This is a genomic window from Aeromicrobium sp. (assembly GCF_037719875.1).
GTDB lineage: Bacteria > Actinomycetota > Actinomycetes > Propionibacteriales > Nocardioidaceae > Aeromicrobium.
Genome location: NZ_JBBJMJ010000008.1, coordinates 23839 through 35992, shown reverse-complemented (window position 1 = coordinate 35992; position 12154 = coordinate 23839). Strand labels below are relative to the sequence as shown.

Here is a 12154-nt window from a genome sequence, read left to right as displayed (position 1 = left end):
TCATGCACCTGCCATGACGAAGACGACCTCGGCCACACAGGCGGGCTTCTCCGAGCCGTCGAGCTCGATCACGAACGTGACGACGCACTGGGTGCCGATCGCGATGTCGGACGTCTCCTTGAGCGTGGCAGTGGCGCGCAGCCGCGAGTCGACCGGCACGGGACTCGGGAAGCGCACCTTGTTGGCGCCGTAGTTCATGCCGAAGGCCAAGCCGTTGACCGTGTAGATCTGCTCGCCGAACGCGGGCAGCAGCGCCAGCGTGAGGTAGCCGTGGGCGATCGTGCCGCCGAAGGGCCCGGTCGCAGCACGCTCGGGATCGACGTGGATCCATTGGTGATCGCCGGTCGCATCGGCGAAGGTGTTGATCTGGTCTTGCGTCACCGTCACCCAGTCGCTCGTCCCGAGCTCCTCACCGGCGGCTGCCTTGAACTCATCGAGACTGTCGAACACGCGTGCCATGTGGAACCTCCGGTTAACTAAGCGCTTGCTTAGTCGGCACCTTAGTACGCCCGACGGCCGCCGCGCCAGAGCGTCACCCGACCCGACTCGTTGCCGCTGCCACCACCAGCAGCACGATCGAGACGATGTCGGCCCTCACCACACGTCTCATGGACGGGTTGATCCCCCCGATGACACCCACCACCACGAGAAACGCGACGTCGCTGGCGAGGGTGGCCCCGACGGCGTACGGCAGCAGGTCGTCGGACCACACGGCGGCGACGAGCAGACCCGCGAGCACCCCGAACATCACGGCACGGTGGACCAGCAGGACCGAGAGGTCCGGGCCGTCGACGCGCACGTCGTACCCCGCTGCGACCCGTGACGGCCCCAGCACGCCGGCCACAGGCAGGGCATGGATCAGCGCCGAGAACACCAGCGCGACGTCGGTGACAAGGTCCATGCGCGACGGTGGCACGGGCCGCCGATGTGGTCAATGACCTCGCGGGTCATGTCGAGAGCAGGACGACGAGCGGCACGGCTCCCAGGACCGCTGCGCCGACGGTGGCGGCGATGTCCAGACGGGTCCAGCGCGCAGCCTCAGCCCAGGATCGGTCGTGTGCCGTCGCGAACCCCCGGGCATCCATCGCGATCGAGGATCGACTCGCTCCGCGCATCGCGTGCACCAGGAGCGCGAACGACATGCCGCGGATCCAACGCAGGTTGGCGAGCGGGTTGCGGGTGGTGCCGAGGCCGCGGACCCGACGCACCCGCTCGAGCTGTGTCCACGCGTGGCCGAAGGATGCGAACCGCTGCAGGGAGGCCGAGAATGCCGCGACCGGTCGGGCCGGCAGCCTCAACGACTGGGCGAGATGGTCCCCCAGGCGCGCAGGATCGAGGTAGCCGATCGCCACCGACCCGGGCCACGCGAGCACGATCAGCCGCAGTCCCTGCGTGATCGCCGGCTCCAGTCCTCCGCTGCCCAGCCGCCACGTCGAATAGACGACCGTCACCGATCCGAGGAGTGAGAAGGCCAGGCAGACGAGTGGAAACCGCCAGCCCGGCAGCAGCAGCAGCCCGGCAACGGCGTATGCCGCAAGTGCAATCACCGCCGTGCGGATGTCGCGCACGAAGAATGACCCGAAGAACGAGAATCCGCCGACGGACAACAGGACCAGCGGGTTGACCCGCGTCATGACCGACCTCATGCGAGCGAACCCGCCGCCATCGGGATGCGTACGTCCACAGGCAGCTCACGGTCGTGGGTCGAGACCGCAAGCGCAGCCCCCTCCCGGGCGGAGGCGACGATCCAGCCCGCCACCGCTGCCCACGTGTTCCGGTCCTGGCCGACGGTGGGCTCGTCCAGCAGCACCAGGCCGGGGCGGTGCGCCAGCGCAGCGGCGAGCGCCAACCGGCGTTGCTCTCCGCCAGAGAGCCGGTAGGGGTTGGCTCCCGCCAGGTGCTCGAGGCCCAGCGCCGCGAGCACCTCCTCCACCACGACGCCTCGGCCCACCAGGCCGGAGGTCAGCGCAACCTCGCGGCGTACCTCGTGCGTGACGAATCCGTGCTCGGAGACCTGCGGGACCCAACCGACATCCGGGGCCAGGTCCCGGCTGCGTCGCCGGTGGAGCTCCGGGCGCATCGAACCGTCGCTCGGGCCGAGCAGACCGCCGAGGACAGCGAGCGCCGTCGACTTGCCCGCTCCGCTCGGACCCACCAACGCCGTGCTGCGCCCTGCGCTGAGCTCGAGATCCAGACCGTCGAGGGCGTGGGTGCGCTGGCTCCCTCGGAGCGTCCGGGTCACGAGCTCGACCCCGACGGCCTCGAGTCGCGGGGCGACGACGTCTCCCTCAGGCCGAACCAGACCAGGGTCGACGGCCATGGGCGCCGGCGCCGGGAGGCCCGGCATCCAGAGCCCGTCGTGGACCGGACCGGACAGGAACTCGGCGACCGATCCGTCGTACGCGACGTTGCCCCCCGCAAGCACCACGACGCGATCGACATGCTCGAGCCACGGCTCGAAGCGGTGCTCGACGATGACGAGTGTCCGCCCTTCGCGGACGTTCAGGACCGCGTCACGAACGGCGGCAGCAGCCTCGCCGTCGAGCATCGACGTCGGCTCATCGAGCAGCATGACGTCAGGCGCCAGGGCCAGGATCCCCGCGAGGGCCAATCGCTGAGCCTCGCCACCGGACAGCGCGGCAGCAAGGTGCTCCCGCCCGTACGGCAATCGAACGGCCTCGAGCGCGGCATCGACCCGGCGCCAGATCTCCTCGCGGGGAACGCCGAGATTTTCCGGGCCGAATGCCACGTCCCTGCCGATGCGGTCGGCGACGACAGAGTCTGCCGAATCCTGCGGGAGCAGACCGACACGGCCGCCGACCTCCGCGAGGCCGGCGACCTCCCCTGCGATCGTCGTGCCCAGTGCACCGGTCAGGGCGTGAAGCAGCGATGACTTGCCGGCGCCGCTCGTGCCCAGCAGCAGTACCCGCTCGCCGGGCGCCACCTGCAGGTCGAGGTCGCGGACCACCGGATCCCGTCGCCCGAGCGGACGCCAGGTGAATCCGGTGAACCGCACCTCTCCCCGTGGGGGGGGAGCCACCTAGCGTTCGCCGGCGGCGTCTCGTCCGGCGCCGAACGCGTCCAGCACTCCCGTCTCAGCCAGCGCGCGGACCAGCAGCCAACCGCCGGCACCGGCCACGACGACACCGGCCGTGGTCAGGAAGCCCAGGTGAGCGAGCTTGTAACCCAGGTCCCACTCCGCCGTGAAGGGCTGGGTCCATTCGTAGAACGCCTCCACGATCGCGGCGCCGGCACCGGCGAGCATCGCGACCACGATGCCGAACTTCTTGTAGAAGAACAGGAGAAAGATCAGCTCGGCGCCGAGACCCTGGAAGAAGCCCGAGGCGAACACCGTCCAGCCCCACTCCGTGCCGCCGAGCACGACGCTCGAGACGGCCGCGGCCAGGAACTCCGTCCCGAAGGCGGCCCCCGGCTTTCGGATGATCAGCCCGCCGACGATCCCGGCCGCCAACCAGGGGCCGGCGATCAGGGCAGCTGACGGTGGGAAGGAGAAGACCGCAAGGCCGCTCAGCGGCGCATACAGCTTGCCCCACCCCCAGAAGATGACGCCGAAGGCGACCGCAAGGGTCGTCATCGTGACGAGGTCGATGGTGCGGTAGCGACCGCCGAACCTCTTGTTGGACGTGGACGTGGTTGCAGAACTCATCGTGACTCCCTTCGCCGGTATTAACCGGAGCAGGTTCAAGGGTCTGCGGCTGATCCGCACTCTCAGCGCCCTCTGCGTGGCGCTCCCCTGTCTTGGTAGCTCGAGTGTACCCCTAGCCGGCCCCGACCTCGGCGAGCGCTTCGGCGGTCGAGACGATTCGGGCGAAACCACCGCCGTGCAGGTTGGTCGCTGTCGCCCGAGTCAGCTCGTCGGCGCTCAACGTCGCTCCGTCGGGCCCGGTCAGCGCGAAGGTCCGAGTCGCGTCGAGCGCGACGGCGACCCGGTGCCCCAGGTTGCCGCCGACCCGTGCCGTCGTCTCCACACACATGTTGGTCTGGATGCCCGCCAGCACGATCCCGTCGACCTCCCGACCCAGCAGCCACGCGTGCAGGTCCTCGTCGCCGTGGAAGGCCGAGTTGACCGTCTTGGTGATGAACAAGGCCGGGTCGACCGCAGCCACGACGGGCTCGAGCGCATGGCCCGGGCCGCCGGGCCGAAGCGGCGATGCGGCCTCGACCGAGTCATGCCTCACGACGACGATCGGCTGTCCCGCGTGTTGCCAGGCTGCCGCGAGCCGGGCGATGTTGTCGAGCGCGGCCGGGTTGTTGGGCTCGCCCCACACGGGATCGTCGAACCCCTGCTGGACGTCGATCAGGATGAGCGCGGTGGTCGTCATGCCACGAGCATGGGCCGAAAAGACCTACGCGTGCCAGTGGAGGACGTGCCCCGTTGCGATGCATTCCTGCCAGATGCGTTGGACGCAGCTATCCCGCGGGGTCGAGCAGGTGACCGCGCTCGAACATCTCGGCCGTCGCTCGGGCCGAGGGCGTCCCGGCATCGAGATCGGCGCCACCGTCGAGCAGCAGGCGCACAACCTGGTCCTCACCCTTGAAGATCGCGCCGGCCAGCGGGCTCTGCCCGCGATCGTTGAGCCGATCGACATCAGCGCCGCGGGCGATCAGCGCAGCCACGGTCTCGCCGTGTCCGTGATAGGCCGCCAGCATCAACAAGGTGTTGCCCGACGAATCGGTCATGTCGACCGGGACACCCTTGTCGACATGCGCCACGAGCTGCTCTGCGCCGCCCTCGCGGGCGAGGTCGAACATCCGATGAGCGAGCTCGACGAGCCTGGGATCGAGTTCGTCGGTCATGCTCCACAGCCTACGGTCAACGGCCGGTGAACCGGTCGCCGATCCTTGCGAGCCGGCTCGGCCGGTTCAGGCCCGATCGAGCTCCGCGAGATAGTAGGCCTTCCACAGGCCCTTGAGCCCTCCGCCGACGATGCAGACATCGCAGTCGAGGTCACCGTCGAGGGCCGGGCGTGGTCCGGGGATGCCAACCTGCTGCCACCGGCGATCGTGGTTAGGTTGAGGACATGACCACCGCCGAGGACCTCCTGCTGATCGTCACCGATCCGGTGAGCGGCAAGCCGCAGCTCGACTCGATGAAGGCCGATCCGGTGGTGGGGGGTGCACACCTGCTGGACCTCGTCGCGTCCGGACGTCTCGACCTCGACGGCGAGGGGCGCAAAGCCAGGGTTGTCGTGAGCGATCACGCACCGCTCAGCGACCCCGTCCTGGAGGGTGCCATGGCCCGCATACGCAACCGCGGTCGCCAGAGTCCCCAGAACGCCGTCACGAAGCTCGGCAAGCAGGGCCGCAAGACCGTCTACGCCGCCCTCGTGACGAAGGGGCTGATGAAGACCCGGCCCAAGAAGCTGATGGGGTTGTTCCCCCTGACCCGGCACGAGGTCGTGGACACCGCGCGGCGTGACGACCTGGTCAACCGCATCCGGGCGAGCCTCATGCACGACCAGCCGGCCGACTCCGAGACCGGGCCATTGATCGGACTGCTGGCCGCCGCTGACCTGACCAAGCTGCTCGTCGAGAAGCCGGATCGCAAACGCGCCAAGGCGCGGGCCAAGGTCATCGCCGAGGGCGACTGGGCCAGCGAAGGAGTCCGCACGGCAATTCAGGCCGCCCAGGCGGCCGTCACGGCAGGGGTCATGGTGGCGACCGTCGCCGGCACGGCCGGGTCAAACTAGCTGAGCGGCTGGCCGCCGGCGGGTTCCTCCGGCGACGGCTGGACCTCGGCAGGAGCTGGCGATGTCACCTGTCGCGCCAGCGCCTCGTCGACCTCCTGCTTGGTGAGCTCGGCCGCCGCGCCACAAAAGGTGCACTGCACCGAGTACTTCGTGCTCACCGGGAACAACGGGATGAAGAAGAGGGTGAACTTGCGAACGACCTTGCGCAACGCGTGAGCGGCGGGATTGCCGCATCGGCTGCACAGGTAGGTCATCATCGCGATCTGGATGACCGACGAACGAAAACCAAAAATGATCATGCCCAGACCCCCGGTTCAAACGTGATGGGAGCACGATGTCACACCCCTGATCGAGCGTGGGACACAATGGGCCAATGTCCGTGCGCACTCCTGATCCCAATCCGGGTTGGCTCCCGGACTTCGCCCTCGACGAGACCCGCTCCCGGGTCCCGATCCTCTACGTCGAGGCCGTGCCGGTCCGCGTCGACGCCCTCGGGCAGGTCGAGTCGATCGGCATCCTGCTCCGTGGCTCCTCCACCACCGGCGTGATGACCCGCACCCTCGTCTCGGGCCGGGTCATGCACGGCGAGTCGGTACGTGAGGCGCTGCTGCGGAACCTCGAGAAGGATCTCGGCCCCACGGCATTTCCTCAGCTGCCCATCACGACCGTGCCGTTCTCGGTGGCGGAGTACTTCCCGTTTCCCGGAGTCTCGCCCTTGCACGACTCGCGCCAGCACGCGGTCTCCCTGGCCTACGTCGTGCCGGTCAACGGCGAGTGCAAGCCTCGGCAGGATGCCCTCGAGCTGACCTGGCTGACACCGGCAGAAGCCGCAGACACCGAGGTGCTCGAGGACATGGAGGGTGGCCGCGGGTGGCTGCTCAAGCAGGCTCTGGCATCGGTCGGCGCTCTGCCGCAGTGAGCGGCCTGCAGATCCGGCCAGCCACCCCTGAGGACCTCGCGGCCATCCTGGTGCTGGTCCGCGAGGACTCGAAGCACTACTTCGAGGAGCCCGACACCGTCTCGGACAACCAGCGGGCGGCGATCGAGGAGATCGGCTCCGACGCGCACCAGGACCTGCTCGTCGGCGAGATCGATGGGACCGTCGTGTGCACCGCGCAGGTCACCTGGATGCGGATGCTGGCAGGAGACGGCGGGCTCTACTGCCAGGTCGAGGCCGTCCGAACGTCGGCGGCCAGACGCGGGCAGGGCATCGGCGCGACCCTGATGGCTCACATCGAGAACGAGGCCCGGCGGCGTGGCGCCGCGCGGATGCAGCTGACGACCAACCGTGAGCGCGTGCGGGCTCACGGGTTCTATGAGCGCCTCGGGTTCGTCGACAGCCACATCGGCATGAAGAAGTACTTCTGACCCGCCCCTCACCGATGTAGTCTGTATGCTGAGACGATTCGTATCAGGATGTGGACATGGCTGAGCAGAAGGTGGCCCCCAACCGTTGGCTCCTGCTCGCGATCTCGATGTTCGCGCAGATCGCCGGCACGGTCTTCGTCAACGGCGCCCCGTTCCTGATCCCGTACTTCCATCTCGTACGCGGCCTGAGTCTCGTCGAGGCCGGCACGATCGCCGCGGCTCCACTCGCCGGCACGATGGTGTCGCTCGTGATCTGGGGCTTCGTCGTCGACCGGGTCGGCGAACGTACGTCCATGGCCTCGGGTCTCGCGATCGTCACGTTCGCCGCGGTCGGTGCGGCCCTCGCCGACTCGCTCGTGGGCCTCGGCGCATGGTTCTTTGTCGGCGGTGTCGGCGCCGCCAGCGCCAACTCCGCGAGCGGACGCGTCGTGGTCGGCTGGTTCCCCGCCAACCGGCGCGGCACCGCGATGGGCATCAGGCAGACCGCTCTGCCCCTCGGGGTCGGGGTGGCTGCGCTCCTGGTCCCCAACCTGGTCGACGCGCGCGGCCTCATGACGACTCTGCTCGTGGTCGCCGGCATCTGCGCCGTCGCGACGCTGCTGGCAGTCGCGCTGATCGTCGATCCCCCGCGTCCTGACCGCAACGAAGCCGCCCAGCTCGGCCAGCTCGACAATCCCTACAGGCGTGACGACCGACTGTGGCGCATCCACCTCGCCTCGGCACTTCTGGTCGTACCGCAGTTCACGGTGTGGACCTACATGCTGGTCTGGCTCATCGACGACAAGGGCTGGTCGACGTTTGCCGCCAGCGCCCTGGTCGCCTCGACCCAGCTGGTCGGTGCCGCGGGCCGGATCGGCGCCGGTTGGTGGTCCGACCAGGTCGGCAGCCGGCTTGGTCCCATGCGCACGGTCGCGGTGGTCGCAGCGGCGACGATGCTCACGCTCGGCCTGCTCTCCGGCACGCCACTGGCGGTCGCATTGATCGTCATCGCGACCGCCGTGACCGTCGCCGACAACGGCCTGGCCTTCACCGCCGTCGCCGAGATCGGCGGACCGTACTGGTCAGGCCGCGCGATGGGACTGCAGAACACCGGGCAGTACGTCGCCTCGGCCCTGGTCCCTCCGGTCGTCGGCGCCCTCGTCGCGGGCCGGGGGTATGGGTTCGCATTCGCGGCCGTCGCGTTGTTCCCCGTGCTGGCCGTCCCGCTCGTCCCGGTTCGAGGCGAGCGCCGCGCCGACAGCGTGTGACCTGCACCGCACTACATGCCGCTTTGGCTTGCCTAACCCAGCATCCTGACTTCTGACGGGTTAATGTCAGCCCTACTGTCACGGTCAGCTGTTCGGTCGAAAGGGCTCTCATGCGTGTCGTCGCCATAGTCGTGTCACTGGCCATCACCGCGGTCGCGGTGGCGCTGGCGGTGAAGGCCGTACGAGACATGGTCGCCGTGATCCGGGCCGGTCAGCCGGCGATCGGACGCACCGACAACAAGGGCTCGCGCTGGGCCAACATGTTCAAGGAGACGCTGGGCCACACCCGGATGCTCCAGTGGACCGCCATCGGCATCATGCACTGGTTCGTGTTCGCCGGCTTCATCTTCTTGTCCTCGATGGTCGCCGGGGCCTACCTGCAGATCTTCGACGCCCACCAGGCACTCCCGATCATTGGCCACTGGGTCGTCTATGAGTGGCCCGCCGAGATCCTGTCGTGGCTGACCCTGATCGGCATCGTCTATCTCATCGCGGTCCGTCAGAAGAACCACCCGCGGCGTCTCGACCGCAAATCCCGCTTCTTCGGCTCGACGTTCTGGCAGGCCTACTTCGTCGAGGCGATCATCTTCGCCGTCGTCCTGTGCGGCTTCATCCTCCGCACGCTCGAGTACGCCCTGGAGAAGGCGCACGGCGAGGAGAACCTCGCCTTCCACTACCCGCTGACATTCTTCCTCGGCGACCTGTGGGACGGGCTCAGCGTCGACACGATGGAGACGCTCGTCTACACCATCGCGATGATCAAGATCGTCATCTCGATGACCTGGCTCATCACGATCGCGCGCAACATCACGATGGGTGTCGCGTGGCACCGCTTCACGGCCTGGTTCAACATCTGGTTCAAGCGCGAGTCCGACGGCTCGACCGCGCTGGGCGGTCTCCAGCCGATCTACATCAAGGGCAAGGCGCTCGACCTCGAGGACATGGACGATCTCGAGGAGGAGGACTTCGCCAAGCTCGGGGTCGGCAAGGTCGAGGACTTCACCTGGAAGGGCATCCTCGACTTCACGACCTGCACCGAGTGCGGCCGCTGCCAGAGCCAGTGCCCCGCGTGGAACACCGAGAAGCCGTTGTCACCCAAGCTGCTCATGATGGGCCTGCGCGATCACGCGTACGCCAAGCTGCCCCTGCTCGGCCAGGACGAGGAGTCCCTCACCGACGAGCAGAAGGCTGAGCTCGAGCGACCGCTGATCGGCAACGCCGAGGCGTACGGCGTCATCGACCCCGATGTGCTGTGGTCCTGCACCAACTGCGGAGCCTGCGTGCAGCAGTGCCCCGTCGACATCGAGCACGTCGACCACATCGAGGACATGCGCCGGTTCCAGGTGCTCGTGGAGTCGAACTTCCCGGCCGAGCTCAACAACATCTTCAAGGGGCTCGAACGCAAGGGCAATCCATGGGGCATGGACCCCAAGGGCCGGATGGACTGGGCCAAGAAGCTCGACTTCGAGGTCAAGCAGGTCGGCGTCGACATCGAGGACCTCGACGAGGTCGAGTGGCTGTTCTGGGTCGGCTGCGCCGGCGCCTACGAAGACCGCGCCAAGAAGACGACTCAAGCCGTGGCCGAGCTGCTCAACACGGCCGGTGTGACCTTCGCGGTCCTCGGCGACGGCGAGACCTGCACGGGTGACCCCGCGAGGCGCGCCGGCAACGAGATCGTGTTCCAGCAGCTCGCGATGCAGAACGCCGAGGTGCTCAAGGAGGCCAAGGTCAAGAAGGTCGTCTCGACCTGCGCACACTGCTTCAACACGCTGAAGAACGAGTACGCCGGGTTCGGCGTCGAGCTCGAGGTCGTGCACCACACGCAGCTGCTCAACCGGCTCGTGCGCGAGGGCAAGCTGACGCCGGTCGCGCCCGACGCGGAGACCAAGAAGAAGAAGATCACCTACCACGATCCGTGCTTCCTTGGCCGTCACAACCAGGTCTATGAAGCACCTCGTGAGCTCCTCTCAGTCATCCCTGGCGCGGAGTTCAGCGAGATGCCGCGCAACTCCGAGAAGTCGTTCTGCTGCGGCGCCGGTGGTGCCCGTATGTGGATGGAGGAGACCCTCGGATCGCGGATCAACGTCAACCGCACCGAAGAGGCCATCGCCACCGGTGCCGACCAGATCGCCGTCGGCTGCCCGTTCTGCCGCGTCATGCTGTCAGACGGCCTGACCCTCAAGCAGTCCGAAGGTGCAGCCCGCGAAGAGGTCGAGGTCCTCGACATCGCGCAGATGCTGCTCGCCGGCGTCAAGCGTGGGCCTTCGGCCGGTGATGCAGACGACGTCGTCGCCGAAGCCGAAGCGACCACCGCGGCCGCGGCCAGTGGCGGCGATGGTGTCAGCGACTCGGCCAAGGCCGCCGCCGCTGCGCACAACATCTCTGTCGACGACAAGGGATCGCGTACGGGCGACAGCACCGAGGACCGCCCGGCCGACACGGCGCCCGAAGCTCCGGAGCCCGAGAAGGTGGAGCCGGAGAAGCCCGAGGCCCCTGCACCCGAGACCGAGCCGGCCGAAGAGGCCGAGCCCAACGCCGCTGACGAAGCCGATCCCGACTCGATCAGCAAGACCGAGGACGTCGGAGCGGCTGCAGAGGCTTCCGAGAGCTCCGATGAGGCAACGGAGCAGCCCGGCGCCTTGCCCGACGAGGACAAAGATGGCTCCGATGAGGAGTCGAAGGCCGAGGAGGCCGCCGAGCCCGCGGTCAAGGATGAGGGTGACCTCGAGGCGGAGTCAGAGGTCAAGGACGAGCCCGAGCCGGAGGCAAAGGACGAAGCCGACCAGCACGTGACATCGGCCGACGACGACGGCGAACCCACCGATGACCGTGAGGCCAGCGAGAAGGGGAAGGCCGCCTGGGCCAATGTCGGACCCGTCAACACCGACCTGACCCCCAGCGATGACGCCCCCGCGCCCGAGGCCGAGCCCAAGGCCGAGGAGCCCAAGGTCGAAGCCGAGCCCGAGGTCAAAGAGCCCGAAGCCGAGCCCGAACCCGACACTGCGGGCGCCAAGGCCGAGCCGGAGCCGGCGGAGAAGGCCGAGGAGCCTGAGACCAGCGACGAGACCGACGAGGTCGACGACCGCGAGGCCAGCGAGAAGGAGAAGGCCGCCTGGGCCAACGTCGGACCCGTCAACACCGACCTGACCCCCAGCGACGACACCCCCGCGCCCAAGGCCGAAGCCGAGACCGAGGACTCAGCGCCCACCGAGGAGTCCGAGCCGGGGGACACCACGGACCCTGAGACAGAGTCGGTGCCCGAGGAGTCTGACGACGAGCCGGAGGTCTCCGCGACCAAGACTCCAGACGAGTCGCCAGCCGAGGAGGTCACCGACCCACCGGACGAGACCGAGCCGGTCGAGGAGGACGCCCGCGAAGAGGAAGCCGAGACGGTCGGGGCAACTGACAAGGCCGACAGCCCGGCCCCTTCGACGAATCCCGACGAGGACACCGAGGCCATGGCGTGGGTCGATGCGGCTGCTGACTCCGGCACCGCAGCACCCGAGCCCGAGCCCGAGTCCGCCTCACCTGCTGAGGAAGTCACCGACGTACCGGACGAGACTGAGCCCGACGAGACCGAGCCGGTCGAGGAGGACGCCCGCGAGGAAGAGGCTGAGACAGTCGACACGGCGGACAAGGCCGGCGGGATCACCGCTGTCGAGGACGCAGAGTCGACCGCAGACCCGGTCTCCGAGGACGCCGCTTCGCTCAGTGACGCCAACCCCAGCGGCGCCGACCTGAGCCGTGCCGCCACAGGCGGCGATGCGGAGCCCGCCGCAGAGAAGCCCCAGCCTGAGGACGAGGACGACGAGACCAAGTCCTGACCGA

At 68.3% G+C, this 12154-nt stretch carries 13 protein-coding genes and 1 riboswitch; of the genes, 5 read left to right on the top strand and 8 right to left on the bottom strand.

Annotated features, from left to right (window positions below):
* The 7 genes from WKF39_RS09470 to WKF39_RS09440 all read right to left on the bottom strand — a co-directional run bounded on the left by WKF39_RS09470 (window position 1) and on the right by WKF39_RS09440 (window position 4818).
* Window positions 1-459, bottom strand: coding sequence for a MaoC family dehydratase (locus WKF39_RS09470; RefSeq protein ID WP_340387706.1), 459 nt, complete (start codon window positions 457-459; stop codon window positions 1-3).
* Between the two features lie 73 nt (window positions 460-532).
* Window positions 533-901, bottom strand: a complete 369-nt coding sequence (locus WKF39_RS09465; RefSeq protein WP_340387704.1) for a hypothetical protein — start codon at window positions 899-901, stop codon at window positions 533-535.
* A gap of 46 nt (window positions 902-947) precedes the next feature.
* On the bottom strand, window positions 948-1634 hold the full coding sequence (locus WKF39_RS09460) for an energy-coupling factor transporter transmembrane component T (RefSeq protein ID WP_340387702.1): 687 nt from the start codon (window positions 1632-1634) through the stop codon (window positions 948-950).
* A gap of 8 nt (window positions 1635-1642) precedes the next feature.
* The gene (locus tag WKF39_RS09455) at window positions 1643-3040 is read right to left on the bottom strand and encodes an ATP-binding cassette domain-containing protein (RefSeq protein WP_340387700.1); all 1398 of its coding nucleotides are present in this window, start codon (window positions 3038-3040) and stop codon (window positions 1643-1645) included.
* The gene (locus WKF39_RS09450; protein ID WP_340387698.1) at window positions 3041-3667 is read right to left on the bottom strand and encodes an ECF transporter S component; all 627 of its coding nucleotides are present in this window, start codon (window positions 3665-3667) and stop codon (window positions 3041-3043) included.
* Window positions 3657-3766, bottom strand: a riboswitch (TPP riboswitch). It overlaps the preceding gene by 11 nt.
* Before the next feature lie 13 nt (window positions 3767-3779).
* Window positions 3780-4343: a cysteine hydrolase family protein gene (locus tag WKF39_RS09445; RefSeq protein ID WP_340387696.1), complete on the bottom strand. Its 564-nt coding sequence runs from the start codon at window positions 4341-4343 to the stop codon at window positions 3780-3782.
* Between the two features lie 88 nt (window positions 4344-4431).
* Window positions 4432-4818 carry an ankyrin repeat domain-containing protein gene (locus tag WKF39_RS09440; protein WP_340387694.1) on the bottom strand — a complete coding sequence of 129 codons (387 nt, stop codon included), beginning with the start codon at window positions 4816-4818 and terminating at the stop codon, window positions 4432-4434.
* 224 nt (window positions 4819-5042) lie between these two features.
* On the opposite strand from WKF39_RS09440, the gene WKF39_RS09435 reads away from it, so the two are divergent.
* On the top strand, window positions 5043-5711 hold the full coding sequence (locus tag WKF39_RS09435; protein ID WP_340387693.1) for a GPP34 family phosphoprotein: 669 nt from the start codon (window positions 5043-5045) through the stop codon (window positions 5709-5711).
* Here WKF39_RS09435 and WKF39_RS09430 read toward each other — a convergent pair.
* On the bottom strand, window positions 5708-6010 hold the full coding sequence (locus WKF39_RS09430) for a zinc ribbon domain-containing protein (protein WP_340387691.1): 303 nt from the start codon (window positions 6008-6010) through the stop codon (window positions 5708-5710). The genes WKF39_RS09435 and WKF39_RS09430 overlap by 4 nt on opposite strands.
* Before the next feature lie 74 nt (window positions 6011-6084).
* Between WKF39_RS09430 and WKF39_RS09425 the strand changes: the two genes are divergently transcribed.
* The 4 genes from WKF39_RS09425 to WKF39_RS09410 all read left to right on the top strand — a co-directional run bounded on the left by WKF39_RS09425 (window position 6085) and on the right by WKF39_RS09410 (window position 12150).
* Window positions 6085-6630, top strand: coding sequence for an NUDIX hydrolase family protein (locus WKF39_RS09425; RefSeq protein ID WP_340387689.1), 546 nt, complete (start codon window positions 6085-6087; stop codon window positions 6628-6630).
* The gene (locus tag WKF39_RS09420; protein ID WP_340387687.1) at window positions 6627-7079 is read left to right on the top strand and encodes a GNAT family N-acetyltransferase; all 453 of its coding nucleotides are present in this window, start codon (window positions 6627-6629) and stop codon (window positions 7077-7079) included. Before WKF39_RS09425 ends, WKF39_RS09420 begins: the two co-directional genes overlap by 4 nt.
* A 56-nt stretch (window positions 7080-7135) precedes the next feature.
* Window positions 7136-8326: an MFS transporter gene (locus WKF39_RS09415; RefSeq protein WP_340387686.1), complete on the top strand. Its 1191-nt coding sequence runs from the start codon at window positions 7136-7138 to the stop codon at window positions 8324-8326.
* Window positions 8327-8436: 110 nt separating this feature from the next.
* Complete coding sequence (locus WKF39_RS09410) at window positions 8437-12150, top strand: heterodisulfide reductase-related iron-sulfur binding cluster (protein WP_340387684.1); 3714 nt, start codon at window positions 8437-8439, stop codon at window positions 12148-12150.
* The last annotated feature ends 4 nt before the right edge of the window (window positions 12151-12154 follow it).

What these genes read in the sequence shown, in the direction of transcription:
- WKF39_RS09470 (WP_340387706.1), bottom strand. Translation starts at nt 459, where the DNA reads ATGGCACGCGTGTTCGACAGTCTCGATGAGTTCAAGGCAGCCGCCGGT.
- WKF39_RS09465 (WP_340387704.1), bottom strand. Translation starts at nt 901, where the DNA reads ATGGACCTTGTCACCGACGTCGCGCTGGTGTTCTCGGCGCTGATCCAT.
- WKF39_RS09460 (WP_340387702.1), bottom strand. Translation starts at nt 1,634, where the DNA reads ATGACGCGGGTCAACCCGCTGGTCCTGTTGTCCGTCGGCGGATTCTCG.
- WKF39_RS09450 (WP_340387698.1), bottom strand. Translation starts at nt 3,667, where the DNA reads ATGAGTTCTGCAACCACGTCCACGTCCAACAAGAGGTTCGGCGGTCGC.
- WKF39_RS09445 (WP_340387696.1), bottom strand. Translation starts at nt 4,343, where the DNA reads ATGACGACCACCGCGCTCATCCTGATCGACGTCCAGCAGGGGTTCGAC.
- WKF39_RS09440 (WP_340387694.1), bottom strand. Translation starts at nt 4,818, where the DNA reads ATGACCGACGAACTCGATCCCAGGCTCGTCGAGCTCGCTCATCGGATG.
- WKF39_RS09435 (WP_340387693.1), top strand. Translation starts at nt 5,043, where the DNA reads ATGACCACCGCCGAGGACCTCCTGCTGATCGTCACCGATCCGGTGAGC.
- WKF39_RS09430 (WP_340387691.1), bottom strand. Translation starts at nt 6,010, where the DNA reads ATGATCATTTTTGGTTTTCGTTCGTCGGTCATCCAGATCGCGATGATG.
- WKF39_RS09425 (WP_340387689.1), top strand. Translation starts at nt 6,085, where the DNA reads ATGTCCGTGCGCACTCCTGATCCCAATCCGGGTTGGCTCCCGGACTTC.
- WKF39_RS09415 (WP_340387686.1), top strand. Translation starts at nt 7,136, where the DNA reads ATGGCTGAGCAGAAGGTGGCCCCCAACCGTTGGCTCCTGCTCGCGATC.
- WKF39_RS09410 (WP_340387684.1), top strand. Translation starts at nt 8,437, where the DNA reads ATGCGTGTCGTCGCCATAGTCGTGTCACTGGCCATCACCGCGGTCGCG.